This window comes from Fulvimarina endophytica, assembly GCF_003403015.1.
Classification (GTDB): domain Bacteria; phylum Pseudomonadota; class Alphaproteobacteria; order Rhizobiales; family Rhizobiaceae; genus Fulvimarina; species Fulvimarina endophytica.
Window position 1 is genome coordinate 15052 of sequence record NZ_QURL01000012.1, and the last position, 16881, is coordinate 31932.

General features: G+C 63.0%; 18 protein-coding genes. 15 read left to right on the forward strand and 3 right to left on the reverse strand.

Annotated elements, in window-relative coordinates:
• The first annotated feature begins 75 nt into the window (after positions 1 to 75).
• From DYI37_RS18805 to DYI37_RS18830, 6 genes are all read left to right on the forward strand, one after another.
• On the forward strand, positions 76 to 753 hold the full coding sequence (locus DYI37_RS18805) for a VirB8 family type IV secretion system protein (protein WP_116684820.1): 678 nt from the start codon (positions 76 to 78) through the stop codon (positions 751 to 753).
• A complete protein-coding gene (locus tag DYI37_RS18810; protein WP_116684821.1) occupies positions 753 to 1478 on the forward strand; it encodes a TrbG/VirB9 family P-type conjugative transfer protein in 726 nt (241 codons plus the stop codon). The genes DYI37_RS18805 and DYI37_RS18810 overlap by 1 nt, the downstream gene beginning before the upstream one ends.
• A gap of 101 nt (positions 1479 to 1579) precedes the next feature.
• Positions 1580 to 2824 (forward strand): TraB/TrbI/VirB10 family type IV secretion system protein, encoded by a 1245-nt coding sequence (locus DYI37_RS18815; protein ID WP_245414005.1) that lies wholly within the window; start codon positions 1580 to 1582, stop codon positions 2822 to 2824.
• Positions 2824 to 3819 (forward strand): ATPase, T2SS/T4P/T4SS family, encoded by a 996-nt coding sequence (locus DYI37_RS18820; protein ID WP_116684822.1) that lies wholly within the window; start codon positions 2824 to 2826, stop codon positions 3817 to 3819. The genes DYI37_RS18815 and DYI37_RS18820 overlap by 1 nt, the downstream gene beginning before the upstream one ends.
• Positions 3812 to 3988, forward strand: coding sequence for a DUF4177 domain-containing protein (locus DYI37_RS20635; RefSeq protein WP_116684855.1), 177 nt, complete (start codon positions 3812 to 3814; stop codon positions 3986 to 3988). The genes DYI37_RS18820 and DYI37_RS20635 overlap by 8 nt, the downstream gene beginning before the upstream one ends.
• A 44-nt stretch (positions 3989 to 4032) precedes the next feature.
• A complete protein-coding gene (locus tag DYI37_RS18830; protein WP_116684823.1) occupies positions 4033 to 5049 on the forward strand; it encodes a TrbL/VirB6 family protein in 1017 nt (338 codons plus the stop codon).
• A 142-nt stretch (positions 5050 to 5191) separates the two neighbouring features.
• Here the strand turns inward: DYI37_RS18830 and DYI37_RS18835 are convergent, their stop codons facing one another.
• A complete protein-coding gene (locus DYI37_RS18835) occupies positions 5192 to 5968 on the reverse strand; it encodes an SDR family NAD(P)-dependent oxidoreductase (protein ID WP_116684824.1) in 777 nt (258 codons plus the stop codon).
• Positions 5969 to 6008: 40 nt separating this feature from the next.
• Positions 6009 to 6704: an IclR family transcriptional regulator gene (locus DYI37_RS18840; protein ID WP_116684825.1), complete on the reverse strand. Its 696-nt coding sequence runs from the start codon at positions 6702 to 6704 to the stop codon at positions 6009 to 6011.
• A gap of 148 nt (positions 6705 to 6852) precedes the next feature.
• Between DYI37_RS18840 and DYI37_RS18845 the strand changes: the two genes are divergently transcribed.
• From DYI37_RS18845 to DYI37_RS18885, 9 genes are all read left to right on the forward strand, one after another.
• Complete coding sequence (locus tag DYI37_RS18845) at positions 6853 to 7713, forward strand: VOC family protein (protein WP_116684826.1); 861 nt, start codon at positions 6853 to 6855, stop codon at positions 7711 to 7713.
• Between the two features lie 33 nt (positions 7714 to 7746).
• Positions 7747 to 8091, forward strand: a complete 345-nt coding sequence (locus DYI37_RS18850) for an EthD domain-containing protein (protein ID WP_116684827.1) — start codon at positions 7747 to 7749, stop codon at positions 8089 to 8091.
• Between the two features lie 107 nt (positions 8092 to 8198).
• Entirely contained in the window at positions 8199 to 9065 is an 867-nt protein-coding gene (locus DYI37_RS18855; protein WP_116684828.1) for an SDR family oxidoreductase, read from the forward strand.
• Positions 9058 to 10332 (forward strand): D-mannose isomerase, encoded by a 1275-nt coding sequence (locus DYI37_RS18860; RefSeq protein ID WP_116684829.1) that lies wholly within the window; start codon positions 9058 to 9060, stop codon positions 10330 to 10332. Before DYI37_RS18855 ends, DYI37_RS18860 begins: the two co-directional genes overlap by 8 nt.
• Before the next feature lies 1 nt (position 10333).
• Positions 10334 to 11182 carry a shikimate dehydrogenase gene (aroE, locus tag DYI37_RS18865; RefSeq protein ID WP_116684830.1) on the forward strand — a complete coding sequence of 283 codons (849 nt, stop codon included), beginning with the start codon at positions 10334 to 10336 and terminating at the stop codon, positions 11180 to 11182.
• 156 nt (positions 11183 to 11338) lie between these two features.
• Positions 11339 to 12103: an SDR family NAD(P)-dependent oxidoreductase gene (locus DYI37_RS18870; RefSeq protein WP_116684831.1), complete on the forward strand. Its 765-nt coding sequence runs from the start codon at positions 11339 to 11341 to the stop codon at positions 12101 to 12103.
• 243 nt (positions 12104 to 12346) lie between these two features.
• Entirely contained in the window at positions 12347 to 13540 is a 1194-nt protein-coding gene (locus tag DYI37_RS18875; protein ID WP_116684832.1) for an MFS transporter, read from the forward strand.
• A 29-nt stretch (positions 13541 to 13569) separates the two neighbouring features.
• Positions 13570 to 13905 carry a hypothetical protein gene (locus DYI37_RS18880; protein ID WP_116684833.1) on the forward strand — a complete coding sequence of 112 codons (336 nt, stop codon included), beginning with the start codon at positions 13570 to 13572 and terminating at the stop codon, positions 13903 to 13905.
• Positions 13902 to 15797 carry a pyrroloquinoline quinone-dependent dehydrogenase gene (locus tag DYI37_RS18885; protein WP_116684834.1) on the forward strand — a complete coding sequence of 632 codons (1896 nt, stop codon included), beginning with the start codon at positions 13902 to 13904 and terminating at the stop codon, positions 15795 to 15797. The genes DYI37_RS18880 and DYI37_RS18885 overlap by 4 nt, the downstream gene beginning before the upstream one ends.
• Positions 15798 to 16032: 235 nt before the next feature.
• Here the strand turns inward: DYI37_RS18885 and DYI37_RS18890 are convergent, their stop codons facing one another.
• The gene (locus tag DYI37_RS18890) at positions 16033 to 16665 is read right to left on the reverse strand and encodes a tyrosine-type recombinase/integrase (protein ID WP_116684835.1); all 633 of its coding nucleotides are present in this window, start codon (positions 16663 to 16665) and stop codon (positions 16033 to 16035) included.
• Positions 16666 to 16881 lie beyond the last annotated feature (216 nt).

Consider the following 16881-nt stretch of genomic DNA (forward strand, 5'->3'; position numbering starts at 1 on the left):
ACCGCGAACGGGATCGCAAAGGCGGCCCTTCCCTACGCACGCGAGACCAGCCGACAACACGACGGAACAGATGAAATGAACGAATACCTTGAAGAGGAGCTGGTCTATGGCGCGCGGCGGCGCGAGCAGCTCTGGCGGACCCTCGCCTTCAGCGGCCTTGCCTTCGGCGTCGTCGGTTGCCTCGCTGCGGCGAGCGTCGCCATTCTCGACATCGATCCGCCACCCGTCGTCATACCGTTCGATTCCGAGACCGGCGTCGCGCTTCCGAACGCGTCCGTCGAGGCGGAGTCGATCAAGGAGCGGCCTGCCATCATTCAGTCGCAGGTCTTTCGCTATGTGACAGCCCGCGAGACCTACAACCAGCTCGACAACGATCTGCGCATCCGCCGCGTCCTATCGATGTCGGACGGCAACGCCGACGCCTCGCTCCGCGCGCTTTGGACAAGCGGCCACGAGGACTATCCGCCGACAAACTACGGAACGGACGCGCGGCTTGAAGTCGAAATCGGCTCGATCCAGCTTCTGACGAACAACCGCGCCCAGGTCCGCTTCAGAAAGCATCTCTCGTCACAGCGGGGCAGCCGGACAGGCCAGTTCACGGCGAACCTTCTCTTCGAGTTTCGGCCCGAGACGAGCCGGACCATCGACGATGTCTGGCAGAACCCATTCGGCTTCACGGTCGTCGAATACGGCGTAACCTCCGATCGCATGGAGCCGGACGCATCCGAAGCCAAGAATGGAGGAGACGCGTGATGTCGCGATCCTTGTCCTTCCGGCTCGTCGGGCCGCTCGTCCTGACCGCTGTCACGGTCGCCGCAGCGCAGCCCGCCCTTTCAGAATCCCGTCCGGCAAGCGGCCGCTATGATGAGCGGGTCCGTGAGGCGACCTATCGTGACGGCGAGGTCTACCGCATCAACGTGGCGATGACCCACGTCACCAGCGTCGAGTTCGGCCAAGGCGAGACCATCCGCTCGATCATCGCCGGTGATACAGAAGGTTTCCAGCTCGACGGCGTTCCGGGCGGGCGGGCGTTCGCCATCAAGCCGGCGGCGCGCGGCGTTTCGACCAACATCACGGTATACACCAACCGCCGCAGCTACTACTTCAATGTAAGGGAAGCAGCGCATCCGCACTACGTCATCCGGTTCGCCTACCCGAACGCGAACGACAAACCGCAGAACGCCGTCGCCCGGCGTGCTCCGAATTACAGCTACGGCGCCAGCGGCTCGTCCGAGATCACGCCGAACGCGGTCTGGGACAACGGGACCTTCACCTATTTCCAGTTTCCGAAGAGCAGGCCGATACCTGCAATCTTCCGCGTTTCCGGCAATGGCGAGCGGTCGGTCAACACGCTGGCCACCGAGCAGGACGTAGTCCGCGTCTCCGGCGTGAGCGGACAATGGGTTCTGCGCCTCGGCGATCAGGTCATCTGTATCCAGGCTCTGCCTCAGGCTTTGGTGACGGGAGCGGTCGGATGAGTGAAGCCAACGGTCAGATCAACGCCGCCGAGAGCCTCGACGAACGCCTGAAGGCGCTCGAAGCTGGCAGAAGCCGGTCGGGCCGAACAGGGCTGGCCCGGATGTCGCCGATCGCGGCAATCGGCGTCACAGTCAGTGTCGTCATCGTCGGCGGTCTTGCGATCTTTTCGACGCTGGACGAGGCCGAGGAACCGATGGCGACCAGCGCGCCAGCGGAGTTCCAACCCGTTGGTAAGGGGTTTGGCTCTCTCGATATCCCTGAGCCTGTCATTCAGCCAGCGCCGGAGCCTGAGATCGTCGAAACCGAAATACCAATGGTCGACCCATCGCTGATGACCGAGATCGCCAGCCTTAAGTCCGAGCTCGATCGCCTGAGGAATGCGCCGCTGCCAGCGCCGGACACCAGCGAGCAGGATGCGGCGATCGCAGACCTCGTCGCTCAGCTCGACAACCTGCGGGCTGAAAGCGCCGAGGCGCAGGAAGAGCTACAGCGCCGGCTCGACGAACGCGACCGCCAGCTCCGCCGCCTATCCTCCGAACTCGAAATGGCGCAGCTTCAGTCTAGACCGACGCAGACAGGTCCGTCTGAAGAAGACATTCGTCTTGCGGAACTCGAAAGACGCCGGCAAGAAGCCGCCGCGTTTCAGGATGCGCGCGATGCCAGCGACATGATCGCTTTCGGCGGCAGGTCAGCGGGATCAGGAAGCGACGGCGACGATCAGCGTCTCTCGCGCGACGCCGCCTTCGTGCGCAAGGGCGCGGCGACCGCAAAGGTCACCCAGGCCGAAGTAATCGCCAATCCATCGCGCACCGTTCCTCAGGGAACGCTCATCCAGGCCTCACTCGAAACCGCGCTCGACAGCTCTCTCCCGGGCGACATCCGCGCGATCGTCTCAGAGAATGTCCATGCCTTCGACGGCTCACGCGTCCTGATCCCGCGCGGCTCACGTCTCGTCGGCCGCTATCAATCCGATATCGATCTGGCGCAGGAGCGCGTTACCATCGCTTGGGACCGGATCATCCTGCCCTCGAACCAAAGCTTTCAGATCAGCGCCTATGGCGGCGATCAGCTTGGACGCGCCGGCGTCTCCGGCGATGTCGACACCCATTTTCTTGAGCGCTTCGGCTCGGCCGCGCTCCTCTCGATCGTCAGCGCCGGACCCTCACTGGCGACCGCAAGCCTGACGGACCCGGACGTCGTTGATACCATTGAAGACGTCGGCGGCGGTTTCGGCGGCTCGACGCGCAGCGCCATCGACGAAAGCCTTTCGATCGAACCCACAATCCGGGTCCCGCAAGGCGCCGCGATCACCGTCATGGTTGACCGCGACCTGGAGATCTTCTGATGCCGGCCTCGGGCTATCTCGAAAGCTCGATCGACCGGATCGAAGCGGCGCGCCGGGACGACGTCATCGAACTTGCGATCAATCCGGACGGGCGCGTCTGGGGCGAGTTCCAGGGCGACCATTTCATGCGGCCGGTCGAGACCCGCCTGACCGAAACACAGGCAAAAGACCTCGGCAATCAGATCGCCTCGGCAGCTCAGGTCACCCTGAGCAAGGCGAAGCCAATCGTCTCCGTCAGCATCGCCTATCGCGGCCGTCCTGTCCGCGCGCAGGTCATGGTTCCGCCGGTCGTCATCGAAGGCGCGTCGATTGCTCTGCGCTTCTTTCCGAAGCTCTCTCTCGACGCAGTCGAGCTGACGTTTCTCTACGGCGAAGAGCGAAGCCTCGAAGAACGCCGGCGTACCCGGACCCGTGAGCTTCGCACGCTCGTTGAAAGCGGCGACATCACGCACTGTTTGCACTTCTGCGTCGAGCACAAGCTCAACATGATCGTCGCCGGCGGCACCTCGACCGGCAAGACGGTCGCGGCGCGCAAGATTCTATCCTTGGTGCCCGAAGACGAGCGGATCGTCACCATCGAGGAAGCCGCCGAACTCCTGCCCGCTCAACCGAACGCCGTCTCGCTGATCTCGAACCGAGAGGTTCCGGCGCTGTCCGCCGATGCCCTCCTGACAGCAACGCTCCGCATGCGCCCCGATCGGATCGTTCTCGGCGAGGTCCGCGGACGCGAGGCGCTGACGTTTCTTGAAGCGATCAACACCGGCCATGGCGGCTCGATGACGACGCTCCACGCCGAAACGCCGCAGCTCGCCATCCAGCGCCTCGCCATAGCCGCCCTCAAGGCCGAGCTGCCGATGACCTATGCCGACATCCACCGATACATCGAAAGCTCGATCGACGTCGTCATCCAGACCGAACGCTCCGAGGGCGCGCGTGGCATCACCGAATTCTATCTGCCAGCTGCGAACGCGAGCGATGAGGCCCATCATGCCTAAATTTGAGTATCGGGTCGAAACGATGAAGGCTGAGAAGTCAGCGAAGAGCGTCACGGAAACGCTGAACGCGCTCGGGGCCGATGGATGGGAACTGGTCTCCGTCGAAGAGCCCTATTCAACGCATTTGCTCATGCTCTTCTTCAAAAGACCGTGTGCTATGGCTCGCTAGAACGACCATCCGTGAAGAAACTCAAGAGATAAGAGTAGTTTACGATGTCGGTCGTCACTTATTTCGTCGAAACCACGGACGGCTATCTCGCTGACGCCGCTGAAACCCAGTTCGGCGCGCTCGCAGCGACGGTCGGAACGCTCGGCTCGCTTGCCTGCACGATCGTTCTCCTTTTCGTCGCCATCAACCTTGTCTTCCAGTGGCGCTCGCTCGATGGAAGGCAGACATTTTGGCTTTGCGTAAAGATGGTCCTGATCGCGATCTTCGCGCAGAGCTGGACGCAATTCGATGCGTTCTCCTCGGCGCTCTTGAACGGCATAGATACCGTCGCCGGCTCGCTCGTCGCCTCAGTCGGCGGCGGCGAACCAGGCCCATCTGGCACCTTCGCCGAAGAGTTCGACGAACTCCTGGAAACGTTGACCGAAGCCCTCGACGCGACCAGCCAAGAAGCCAACTGGTTCGCCGGCGCGATGCTCGATATCGTCGGCGTGCTTCTCGTCAGCCTCCTCGGCGGCATTGCCGCATTCATCCTCATCTTCTCGCGGCTCGTCGTGACCCTGATGATCTCCCTCGGGCCGATCATGATCTTCCTGACCCTGTTCGAGGTGACGAAAGACTATTTCCTGCGCTGGCTCTCCGGAACGATCTCGTTCGCGCTCTACCCGGTGATCGTCGCCGGCATGTTCGCGACGATCATCGGTGTCGGCAACTCCCTCATCGCTTCCCTTGGCAATCCGGACAACGCCTCGACGATTGGTCAGGTACTCCCGCTCTTCATGCTGATCCTGATGGCGAAAGGCTTCATCCTGTCGACGCCCTTCATTGTCCGAAGCATCTCCGGCAACGTCGTCATGCCGGCCATGGTCCCGATGGGGGATGGAGCCATGCGTTTCGGTGCAGGTCTAGTCAACACAAAGGGCTCTTTAAATAGGGAAAAGCTTGGAGCTCGGACCGTGCCCGAGCTTGCCGGCGCCTACACTAGGGGCGCCGTCGTAGGAGCCGGCACGCAGGTTCAGCGGATGGTGGAACGATCGCGCCGAATTGCGTCGGCCGGAAAGTAGCGAAGCTCCTTTAACGATGGGCGCGATGTAGACCGGCGAATTTTGGGAGGAGGGGCCGAAAGCAAACGGTCAGCTTTCGAGAAATCGGCCAACAAAGCTGCCAGTGACTGAAAAACCCGCTCCAAGCGTCACTCGATTGGCGCTATAAGCCCGGAAGACTGACGCCGCTCGCCTCTTCGCAGGCTGCGATCAGCGCGTCCTGATAAGCTGTGTCCCGTGCCGCCGCGTGCGTCCTCTCCGGCTCCTTGTGATAGAGATATCGACCGCTTTTCGTCGCCGCGATCTCGTCGGAGGCCGCGAGCCAGACCTGCGTCAGGTGAGCCCGTTCGAGATCGTCCGGCGGGCCGGTCCCGCCCATGCGGGTCGGCACCCAGCCGGGCGAGACCGCGTTCACGGCGACCTCCGACCAACGACGCGCGAGAGCGAAGGCGAGCGCGATATCTTGAAGCTTCGTCTCCGCATAGGCCGACGCGCCACTCCACGATCGATTGCGCCATTGCAGATCGTCGAGACGGGAAGATGCGCTCGGATGCATGCCGGAACCGGTGAAGATCAGCCGCTTCGGGGTCTCGATCAGACAGGTGAGGACGTACGGCGCCAGAACGTTCACCGCCCATAGCTGGGACAGACCGTCCTCGGTCTCGACCCGTCGCGGCTCGCGGTAGCCGAGTTCGGCATTGTGAACGACCGCATCGAACGGCCCGAAGCCGTTCGCCTGATCGGCGACCGTGCGCATTCCGGCGAGCGTCGAGATGTCGCCGACAACGACGCCGGCCATGCCCGAGAAATTCGTTTCTCCGGCGCGCTCGCTACTACGGGCGTGGACGACGACCGAATGGCCCGCATCCGCCAAGTCGCGTGCTATATTGAAGCCGATGCCCTGGGTCGAGCCAGTGACGAAGATCATCTTGTGCGCCATGGTCTGTCGCTTTCTTTCATGGATGCGGTCGATCGCGAGGTCATTGAGATAGGATCCGGTTCATGACGTCTGCGAACGTCTCGAGCTGGCCAAGCGGCAGACGAGATGACGGACCGGCGAGACCGAAGCCGGCACGCACCTCCCCGGCTTCGGCATAGGGAACCGCGACGCAGTTGAGGCCGGGCAGCCAATTCTCCTGGTCGAGCGCATAGCCGCGCTTTGCGATCGCCTCGATCTCCGCTTCCAGCTTGGGCCCGATGCGATCCGAATGGGTTTGCAGCATCCGGTTCCTGATCTGCGGGATCAGGGCGAGGAAGAGAAGCCCGATTGCCGAGCCCGCCATGGGAAGGCGTTCGCTGGCCTGGCTTCCCGCCTTCAGGGTCTGACGGCTTTCGATCGCGTCGAGGAAATAGACTTCGTCGCCCGACGGGACCGCCAGGAAGACCGTCTCGCCAGTTTCTTCCGTCATCGCCTCAAGCGCCGGGCGCAGATCGCGCCGAAGGCGATCGTCGTCGCCGGCAACGCGTGCAAGGTTCTGGATCCTGTCGCCCAGATGATAGCGCGTATCGCCTGCGCGTCGCCGCACGTAGCCGAGCGACTGCAGCGTCTTCAGGATGTTGTGGGCGGTCGTCGATCGCAGATTCGTGGCAGCCGCTATCGCGTTCAGATGCGCTGCTCCGCCAGCATGGGCGATCGCTTCAAGGATATGGGCAGCGCGCTCGACGGATTGGATCATATGAGCCGTTTTTCCATCATTATTGGATATTTGATCTCATTTTCGAAACTGGTTGATTTGATGCTGAAAATATCGGAACAAAGCAAGGGTTGCCGCCATTTTCTTCTCGACTGCCGCAGCGCAGCATAACTGACGGAAGGAGGCCATCGTGACCTTTCAATCGACCCGCATATCGACGGTCCCGGACACGACGCGATGCGTCATCGCACGGGCCACTCCCCGCACCGGCGAGAATAGCCGTCTCAAGGCCCTTGTCGAAGAACTCGCTCAAAATGTTCGCGCCGAGCCTGGCAATATCACCTTCGAGGTCTACGCCGAAGAAAGCGGCGCCCTCGTCATGATCGAGCGATATCGCGACGACGCGGCGTTTCAGTTGCATCTCGACCAGCCCCACACGAAGCAGTTCAACGCTGCGCTCGAAGAGATCGCGACCGGCGGCGGGTCATCGGTCAGCGAGGTGACACCGCTCGAAGGACCGCGTACGTCGAGGCCCGGCGTTCGCGGGATCGACCATATCGGGCTCACCGTGCCCGACATCGAGGAAGCGAGCCGTTTCTTCGCGGACGCCTTCGGCGCGGTAACGCTCTACGACGTTCTGCCGAAGGATGCAGAACCGATGGCGGGCGAAGGGCCGGAAGCCGAACTCGGTCTCTCCAAGGGCGCGAAGATCGTCCATATGCGGCTGATGCGGCTCGGAGAGGGTCCGTGTCTCGAACTCTTCCAGATGGAGAACGCCGATCAGGCCGACCCGGCCCGGCTTCAGGATCGCGGCCTGACCCATTTCGGCGTCTATGTGGACGACATAGACGCAGCCCTCGACGCCTTCACCAAGGCCGGCGGCGAACCGCTCAAGGGTCCCCATCCGCTCGCCAACAACGAGGACGCCGAAGGTAATGCCGGCATCTACGGCCGGGCGCCCTGGGGCATGCTGATCGAGCTTCTGACCTATCCCGGCGGTATCTCCTATCCAGCGGAAGCACCGGCGGCTCGCTGGACGCCGCGCCCGTAACCCACACTCACCCCGAATTCGAAGGAGACGGACATGATCAAGATGACCATGTTCCTGAAGCGGCATCCCGATATCAGCCGCGAGGAATTCGTTCGCCACCACATCGAGGATCACGGACCGCTGTTCCGCTCGATCCCCGAAGCTGGAACCCACGTGAAGCGATATATCCAGACCCATCCGGTGGAGCCGCCCGAGGGGACCGTTCCCCAGGCCGACTATGACGGCACCGCCGAAATCTGGTTCGATGGGCCGGACGGCATGAAGGCGGTGCTGACCTCCGAGACCTACCAGTCGAAAGTCTTTCCCGACGAGAAGACCTTCCTCGACCACGACAACACGCTGATCCTCGTCGGCGAACAGACCGACATCATCGGCTGACGTCCCACGCCGGGACCGCCACCAACCGACACCGGACCGCTCGTCATTCGCCGCGCCCAGACGCCGCGACGCGAACCATCACGTCTGAAATGAGAGGACCACACACCATGAATTTCCCATTCGCCAAGGACATTCCCGAGCAGAGCCAGGACCGCGTTCCAGGCGTCGAAAGCAAGCTCACGCCGCCCGCGACCCACATTCGCGAGAGCTACAAGGGCTCGGAAAAGCTGAAAGGCAAACGCACCTTGATCACCGGCGGCGACAGCGGGATCGGGCGCGCCGTCGCGCTGCATTTCGCTCGCGAGGGCGCGGACGTCGCGATCCTTTACCTTCCCGAAGAGCAGGCCGATGCGGACGAGACGATCTGGCTGATCGAGAAGGAGGGCGCGAAGACGCTCACTATTCCCGCGGACGTCTCCGACCGCAAAGCCTGCGACGAGGCCATAGGCACGGTGGTCGAGACGTTCGGCGGCATCGACGTCCTCGTCAACAATGCCGGCCATATGCAGGGCGAGCGCGAGTTCACCGACACGAGCGACGAATCGTGGGAGCGGCACTTCGCCGTCAACGTCCACGGGCCCTTCTACCTCACCCGCGCGGCGCTGAAGCATATGACGAAGGGCGCCTCGATCATCAACACGACCTCGGTCAACGCGTTTGCCGGTGCGCCGGTGGTGACGGCCTATACCGCGACCAAGGGCGCAATCGCGAGCTTCACCCGCGGACTTGCTCTCCAGATCGCGGACAAGGGCATTCGTGTCAACGAGGTGGCCCCCGGCCCGATCTGGACACCGATCCAGCCCCAGGGTTGGTCTGCCGAAGAGGTGCCGCATCTTGGCGACTCGACCGCGATGGGCCGCATGGGTCAGCCCTGCGAGCTCGCGCCGGCCTTCGTCTATCTAGCCTGCGAGGACGGCTCCTACGTCACCGGCCAGACGATACACGTGAACGGTGGCATGATCATCAATGGCTGATGGGGCGGATGTCATCGCGCCCATCGCGCCGAAGGGCGGGAGCTGGATCACCAGCGCTCGCCACCGGCGCTGGCTGAGCGATCAGGGTCAACGGCTTCTCGACTTTTCCAAGGAGAGCAGACTTCCGGTCGGTTTCGGTTCACTCGATACGACCGGGCGGATGCCGGACGATGCCACGCCCGATCTCGTCGTGACCGCCCGAATGACGCACTCCTACGCGCTCGGCGCGCTTCAGGGTTTGCCGGGTGCGGTGCCGTTGGTCGATCATGGCCTCGAAGCCCTCATTGGCCCGCTGAAGGACCATGAGAACGGCGGCTGGCACGATGGATCGGGGCGCAAACAGGCCTATGCCCATGCCTTCGTCGCGCTCGCGGCCGCATCGGCCCATGTCGCCGGACGCCCGGGCGCGAAAGCGCTGCTGAAGGAGATCGTCACCATCCTCGAGACCCGGTTCTGGTCCGAGGACGAGGGCGTCATGCGCGAGAGCTTTGCGCCCGACTGGTCGGACGAGGAGGACTATCGGGGCGCGAACGCCAACATGCACTCGGTCGAGGTTTCGATGGCGCTCGCCGACGTTCTCGACGCGCCGGTCTGGCGCGAGCGGGCGCTTCGCATCGTCACGCGTTTCGTCCACGAGATCGCTGCGGAACACGATTTCCGCATCGTCGAGCATTTCGATCGCAACTGGACGATCTTGAAGGACTACAACGAAGACAAGCCCGACGACGATCTGAGACCCTACGGGATGACGCCCGGCCATTTCGTCGAATGGTCGCATCTGCTGCTCAAGCTGGAAGCCGCCCTTCTGGCGCAGGGCGAAGGTGCCCCGGACTGGATGCTGGGCCACGCCGAGAAGCTGTTTCGCGCCGGCATGCGCGACGGCTGGAAGACAGACGGCAATCCCGGCCTCGTCTATACGATCGGCTGGGACGGCAGGCCGAGCGTGAAAAACCGCGCGCACTGGGCTCAGGCCGAGGCCATCACAGCGGCAGCCGGTCTTCTGAAGCGCACCGGACGCACCGAATACGAACGCTGGTACCGTACGCTCTGGGACTATCTCGATCTTCACGTGATCGACCGGCGTTGTGGGTCCTGGCACAACGAGGTCGATGGCGAGAACGCACCGTCCGAGCGGATCTATAGGGGCAAGCCCGATCTCTACCACGCCTATCAGTCAACCCTGACACCCGTTCTCCCGCTGGCACCGTTCCTCGCCGTCATGCTGGAGCGCACGGAGGCGATCGGTCCTGTTCGAGGAGATCTTTGAGATGGCCGAGAATTTTCTTCTGCCGCTGACGGGCTCGTTCGCCCAACCTGCAGCCGAGAACCCGACGGTGGCGATGATCGAGGCGGCCTTCCGTCATTACGATCTCGACTGGCGCTACATCAACTGCGAGGTGGTGCCCGAAGGGCTCGGCGATGCGGTGAAGGGTGCGCGGGCCATGGGGTGGCGCGGCTTCAACTGCTCGATCCCGCACAAGGTCGCCATCATCGACCATCTCGACGGCCTCGGAGAAAGCGCGGAGATCATCGGCGCGGTCAATACGATCGTCGCACGCGACGGCAAGCTGATCGGCGAGAACACCGACGGCAAGGGCTTCGTGAAGGCGCTGTCCGACGTCACCGATCCGAGCGGCAAGACGGTGATGCTGTTCGGAGCCGGCGGGGCCGGTCGTGCCGTCGGCGTCGAACTGGCGCTTGCGGGAGCCGCGAAGATCCTCGTCGTCAACCGCAGCCGGAATCGCGGCGAAGCCGTTGCAAGCCTCATCGCGGGCAGGACGCCAGCAAAGGCCGAATACCATCCGTGGGACCAGACGGTCTCCGTGCCGAGCGATGTCGAGATCGTCGTTCATGCCACATCGCAGGGGCTTTATCCGAACGTCGATCAGATGCCCGACATCGATCCGGACAGTCTGACGTCGGACAAAGTGGTCGCCGACGGCATTCACAATCCACCGAAGACCCGGTTTCTCAAGGCGGCGGACGCCAACGGCTGCACCATTGTGGACGGCCTTTCCATGCTGGTCGGGCAAGGAGTGATCGGGCTCGAATACTGGACCGGCATCGAGGCCGACCCCGAAGTGATGCGCCAGGCTCTGGCCGATCTCGATCTTTGACCAGACGCTGACCTCGACCGGTTGCGCGCTGCAATCCGGAACGACGCGGCACCTATGAAATTTCGTGGCAGCAGCAATGCGCTCGGCGGGACGCCGAAAGCGGAACGATCGCGCTTTGACCTAATTAATCACTTTAGTTGAATAATCGGAGACACCATGAGCAATACGACATCCGCCCCCCGTCTCGATGGCAAGATCGCCATGATCACCGGTGCCGCGAAGGGCATCGGCTTCGCCACCGCACAGAAGTTCGCGCGCGAGGGTGCCAAGCTCTCGATCTGCGACTATGACGAGGCTGCGCTGAAGGAAGCGTCGGAGATGTTGAAGACCTCCGGCGCAACGGTCGAAAGCTTCGTCTGCGACGTGCGCGAGGAGGCCGAGGTTAAGACGTTTTTCGACGAGACGATGAAGGCGTACGATCGGATCGACGTCCTCGTCGCCAATGCAGGCGTCATCCCCGAGGCAACGATCGAACAGGCCTCCTCCGACCTATGGGACGATACCTTTGCCGTCGACGGAAAGGGCATGTTCCTTTGCGGCAAGTTCGCAGCCGAGATCATGACCAAGCAGGGTTCGGGCTCGATCGTCTTCCTGTCCTCCATCTCGGCCTATGGGGGCCAGGTCGGTCAGGCGGTCTACGGACCCGCGAAATACGTCGCAGCGGGTCTGACTAAGCACTTCGCAATAGACCTTGCGCCGAAGGGCGTGCGGGTCAATGCAGTCTCGCCGGGCACGATCGATACGCCTGCGGTCGACAAGCTGTCGGATGACGGCATCAAGAAGGTCGTCGGCATGCATCCCATGGGCCGCATGGGCAGGCCGGAGGAGATCGCGAACGGGATCGCGTTCCTCGCCTCGGACGAGGCCTCGTTCATCACCGGAGCAGACCTGCCGATCGATGGCGGTTATCTCGCTCAGTGAACGTCGCAGACTGACCAGGATCAGCCGGTCGAGTATTCGGCGGCCTCGGCGTCTGCTGATCTCGGTCGGCCACGCAGTCGGACAGCCGATCCAGCCACGACGACTGCCCCGAACGCCTTCAGCCCCGGGCGATGCTTTCAAGAAACGGACCGCCCTGTCGGGCATCGTCTCGAGACGATGCCCACGGGTTGGGCGAGGCGGTCCGACTTCGAACTTCCGATCTTCGCAAGGACGAGACAACCCATGACCCACGCCACAGCGACCTCGAATAGCCGCAGCGAGCCGAGCCTCGCGCTTGTCACCTTCTGTCTTGCCTGCGGTGGTTTCACGCTTGGTGCCGGCGAGTTTTCGGCGATGAGCCTTCTTCCGCATTATGCAGAAGGTCTCGGTGTCAGCGAGAGCGTCGCCGGTCACGCCGTCAGCGCCTATGCCGTCGGTGTGATGATCGGCGCACCGCTGATTGCGGTCCTCGCGGCCCGCTGGCCGCGAAAATATACGCTGATCGGGCTCATGTTGGTGGTCGCCGCAGGCTACACCCTGTCGGCGTTCGCGCCCTCCATCCTCACTCTGGACGCTGCGCGTTTCCTCGCCGGATTGCCGCACGGTGCCTATTTCGGGATCGCGATTCTCTTTGCCGCCGACATTGCCGGTAAGGGCAAGCGCGCGCAGGCGACGAGCCACATCATGCTGGGCCTAGCCGTCGCGACCGTCGTCGGGGTCCCTGCGGTCAATGCTTTCGGACAGTCGCTCGGTTGGCGGCTCGGTTTTGCGATCGTCGCAGGTCTGGCGGCGCTCACCGCGCTCGGCATTTGGCTGACGGCGCCCTATGAGGGCCCAGATCCGAGCGCCCAGCCTTTGAAGCAGCTCCGCGCCCTCGCCAATCGTCAGGTGCTGCTCGTGCTGGCCATGGGCGCGATCGGTTACGGCGGCACTTTCGCGATCTACTCCTACTTCTCCGCAGCATTCCTCCAGACCGTCGATGAACCGCAATACTGGATCTCGATCGGCCTGGTGATCTATGGCCTCGGCGTCGTTGTCGGTAACTGGGTCGCGGGCAAACTCACGGGCGGACGCGTTCTCAAGTCCGCGGCGGCATTCCAAGCCGTTCTCGCGATCTCCGGACTGATCTACGCGGCCTCGATCGGCTCGATGTCCTTCATGTTCGCCGCAATGTTCTTGATCGGCCTCGGCGGCGGCCTCGTCGTGCCGCTCCAGACCAGGCTGATGGATGTCGCCGGCGAAGCGCAAACCATGGCGGCAGCCATGAACCACGCCGCCTTCAACGCCGCGAACGCGCTCGGGCCACTTCTCGCCGGCTTCGCGCTTTCCGCCGGCTTCGGCTGGGCCTGGACCGGCTATGTCGGCGTTGCGCTTTCGCTTGGCGGCCTCGCGATCTGGCTCGTCATCTTGGCGACATCGAAGCGATCCGCTCAATGAGGGGTCTTATCCATACTGCAAGGCATCGAATGACAGATAGAGACCGACTTCTCGGCATCGCGGTTCTCATCGCGGCCTTCGGCTTCATCTGGTCGATCTACGCGTTCTTTGCGCCTTCGACCGGCGTGAACGGCACGGCCGGTCCGTTGCTCGCGGCGTTCGGGCATGTCGCGATCGCTCTCAGCACCCTCGCCGTCGCAGCAACGAACGGCTGGTTCGGGCGGATCATCCTCGCATTGTTCGTCCTCGCCGCGCTGCTGACCGCACTGGCAGGCGTTCTGCTGTTGCAACCCGCGATCTGGCTCGCCGCGCTCATCGCCGGCATCCTGGTCGTCGTCGGCCAATCGATTGTAACCCGTCCATGATCCGCACGCTCGCCTTCATCACCTGTGTCGCCGGACTCGTCGCAACGCCGCTTGCAGCCCAAGACAGATGGGACAGTTTTCACGGGCAGCTCTCGGCGCAGAAATACGCACCCGCCGAAGCAATCACGACGGAGAACGTCGGCGATCTCGAACGCCAGTGGGAGGTGCATACCGGCGATCTCTCGGACGGCTCGGGCGACCTGCCGCCGACCGTCTGGTCCGCAACGCCGATCTACGCCAACGAGACGCTTTATTTCGGGACGCCCTTCTACCGCATCCTCGCGCTCGACCCGGAGACCGGCGCGGAGAAGTGGAGCTACGATTCGAAGTCCCGTCTCGAAGCGGTGACCCAGCCAGCCCTCAAGAATCGCGGTGTCGCCTATTGGGGGGCGTCCGACCCACAAGACGGTAAGGCCTGTCAGAAGCGGATCTATCTCGGCACCATGACGGCGACGCTGCACGCCGTCGATGCCGATACTGGCAAACCATGCGCGGACTTCGGCCAAGGCGGCATCCTCGACGTCAACCAGTGGAACACGACCAACGACCGCTGGCCGCTCTCGCTGCTGCAGCCGCCGACGGTGGTGGGCGATACACTGGTCCTCGGTTGGGCCGGCAAGGACTGGGCCTTCGCCGAAGCGCCTCCAGGGACTCTCTTCGGCATAGACGCGTGGACGGGCGAGCGGAAATGGACGGTCGAGTTCATTCCTGAAGACGTCCGTCAGCGCACCGGCACGGCCAATGTTTGGACCGCGATGAGCGCCGATCCGGACCTCGGCCTCGTCTACGTGCCGATCTCCTCGCCGAGCCCGAATTATTGGGGCGGAAACCGGACCGAGCCGATCCCCATGGCGACGTCCGTCACGGCGGTCGACGTCGAGACCGGCGACATCGCCTGGTCGCGCCAGCTCGTCCGTCACGACATCTGGGACTACGACACCAACGCCGCGCCGACGCTGATCGACATCGAGCGGAACGGCGAGACGGTCCCGGCGCTGGTCCAGACGACGAAGCAGGGCTTCCTCTACGTGCTCGACCGCCGCTCGGGCGAGCCGATTTTCGACTGGTCGGAAAAGAACGTCCCCTCCTCCGATGCGGACGGCGAAGTCGCATCGTCCACTCAGCCGTTTCCAGTCGCCCCACCGCCGACGAACGATCATGAGAACTGGCCGGGTGTCTGGTGGCTGGCCGACCTCGTCTCGTTCGGCGGCTGCTCGCGCCAGGCCGAAGAGTTGCGCTACGAAGGCCTGTTCACGCCCCCTTCGACCGAGGGCACCCTCGCCTACCCGGGAACGTCCGGCGGCATGCAGTGGGGCGGCGGCAGCTACGACCGGAAGACCGGTCTTTTCTACGTCAATGCCAGCCGCGTCGCGCAGATCTTCCAGCTGATCCCGCGCGAAGAGTACGAGAACATCGCGGGTGGCTCGGGCAACGAGGCCGGTTACTATCCGCAGGAAGGCGCGCCGTACGGTGTCTATCTCACGGCGTTCGAGAACTGGGCCGGCATGCCGTGCTGGAAGCCGCCGTTCGGCACGATGAGCGCCTACGACATCGGCAAGGGTGAGAAGGTCTGGGAAGTGCCGTTCGGCCGCGTCCAACGCTACGGCTTCTATATGCCGTCGAGCTGGGGGACGCCGACGATCGGCGGCCCGGTCTCGACCGGCGGAGGCCTTATCTTCATCGGCGGCTCGATCGATGCCCGCGTCAGAGCGCTCGATGCGGCGAACGGCGAAGAACTCTGGAACGACCCGGTGATGGCGCCCTCGGTCTCGAACCCGGCCGTCTTCGAACACAAGGGTCGCGAGTGGATCGTCTTCGTCGCGGGTGGCAACTCGATCCTGAAGCCGCAGGTCGGCGACCAGATCGTGGCGTACGCATTGCCGGAGGAATGACTTGGTTCCAGAGCGCCGCGGGCGAGCGTTTCCTTCGCAGACGGCACCTGATAACAAATAATGATTGATCCAATGCGTTCGGAATGTCCGCGATGGGCACGACGCACGAACTGTGCAGAGAGACGGTCGCGTCTCCTTGCCCGCGAACAATACCCAGAATACTATCCGATCACACGATCGGAACGGCCGCTGCGATACATCCGCAACAGCCGTCCTACCCTTATGACGATCGGTCTTACACCTCAGTCCCTTCGGCGAGCGTCAACGCGTCTTCGATATCGACGCCGAGGTAGCGAACGGTGCTCTCGATCTTCGTATGACCGAGAAGGATCTGAACCGCTCGCAGATTACCGGTCGCTTTGTAGATGATCGACGCTTTCGTCCGACGAAGCGAATGCGTACCATAGTCCTCCTGCCGGAGACCGATCGCTGTTACCCACTCGTCAACCAGACGGGCATACTGTCTGGTGCTGATGTGATCCGTCCGATCGATCCGGCTGGGAAAGGCGTAGTCGTCGATCGTCCCGCCTCGAAGTTCCAGCCAAATCAGAAGGCTCGACCGGGCAGGTTCGAGCAGTTCGAACTGAACCGGCCGTTTTGTCTTCTGCTGTACGACGATTGCTCGCGTTCGAATTCTCCCACCCGACGTCAGATCGCCGATCTTGATCTTCACGACATCGCAGCCTCGAAGTTTGCTGTCGATCGCGAGATCGAACAGCGCTCGGTCTCGAATCCGTCCTTCGCGATCGAGCCAGAAGCGGATCCCCCACACCTGCTGCGGCTTCAGGGCTCGTTTCGCGCCAACTGTTCGGCTTGCGTTCCATGCTCGACGAGCTTTACCCGCCGGATCATACTCCGGATATCCCATCGTCCTTCTCCATCGGCCGGAATGGCCGAAAGAGAAGATCGAGAGTTTTGCCCAACGATCGAAGGGCCGTAAGCGGACCGGCAGGTTCGGGCACGGCGAACCGGTGAAGCGGACATTGATCCGCACGTAAACGATTAAACGTCGATGCCCAAGTTCCAGGGACGTTTTGCTCTAGAGATGATCGGCAAGCGTAATACATTGCAATTGGCTTGTGTC

Bases quoted from the DNA above. Each gene is read 5' to 3' on its own strand.
- DYI37_RS18890 (WP_116684835.1), bottom strand. From the start codon at position 16,665: ATGGGATATCCGGAGTATGATCCGGCGGGTAAAGCTCGTCGAGCATGG.
- aroE (WP_116684830.1), top strand. From the start codon at position 10,334: ATGGCCGAGAATTTTCTTCTGCCGCTGACGGGCTCGTTCGCCCAACCT.
- DYI37_RS18880 (WP_116684833.1), top strand. From the start codon at position 13,570: ATGACAGATAGAGACCGACTTCTCGGCATCGCGGTTCTCATCGCGGCC.
- DYI37_RS20635 (WP_116684855.1), top strand. From the start codon at position 3,812: ATGCCTAAATTTGAGTATCGGGTCGAAACGATGAAGGCTGAGAAGTCA.
- DYI37_RS18875 (WP_116684832.1), top strand. From the start codon at position 12,347: ATGACCCACGCCACAGCGACCTCGAATAGCCGCAGCGAGCCGAGCCTC.
- DYI37_RS18855 (WP_116684828.1), top strand. From the start codon at position 8,199: ATGAATTTCCCATTCGCCAAGGACATTCCCGAGCAGAGCCAGGACCGC.
- DYI37_RS18830 (WP_116684823.1), top strand. From the start codon at position 4,033: ATGTCGGTCGTCACTTATTTCGTCGAAACCACGGACGGCTATCTCGCT.
- DYI37_RS18850 (WP_116684827.1), top strand. From the start codon at position 7,747: ATGATCAAGATGACCATGTTCCTGAAGCGGCATCCCGATATCAGCCGC.
- DYI37_RS18840 (WP_116684825.1), bottom strand. From the start codon at position 6,704: ATGATCCAATCCGTCGAGCGCGCTGCCCATATCCTTGAAGCGATCGCC.
- DYI37_RS18870 (WP_116684831.1), top strand. From the start codon at position 11,339: ATGAGCAATACGACATCCGCCCCCCGTCTCGATGGCAAGATCGCCATG.
- DYI37_RS18820 (WP_116684822.1), top strand. From the start codon at position 2,824: ATGCCGGCCTCGGGCTATCTCGAAAGCTCGATCGACCGGATCGAAGCG.
- DYI37_RS18835 (WP_116684824.1), bottom strand. From the start codon at position 5,968: ATGGCGCACAAGATGATCTTCGTCACTGGCTCGACCCAGGGCATCGGC.
- DYI37_RS18815 (WP_245414005.1), top strand. From the start codon at position 1,580: ATGTCGCCGATCGCGGCAATCGGCGTCACAGTCAGTGTCGTCATCGTC.
- DYI37_RS18805 (WP_116684820.1), top strand. From the start codon at position 76: ATGAACGAATACCTTGAAGAGGAGCTGGTCTATGGCGCGCGGCGGCGC.
- DYI37_RS18860 (WP_116684829.1), top strand. From the start codon at position 9,058: ATGGCTGATGGGGCGGATGTCATCGCGCCCATCGCGCCGAAGGGCGGG.
- DYI37_RS18885 (WP_116684834.1), top strand. From the start codon at position 13,902: ATGATCCGCACGCTCGCCTTCATCACCTGTGTCGCCGGACTCGTCGCA.
- DYI37_RS18810 (WP_116684821.1), top strand. From the start codon at position 753: ATGTCGCGATCCTTGTCCTTCCGGCTCGTCGGGCCGCTCGTCCTGACC.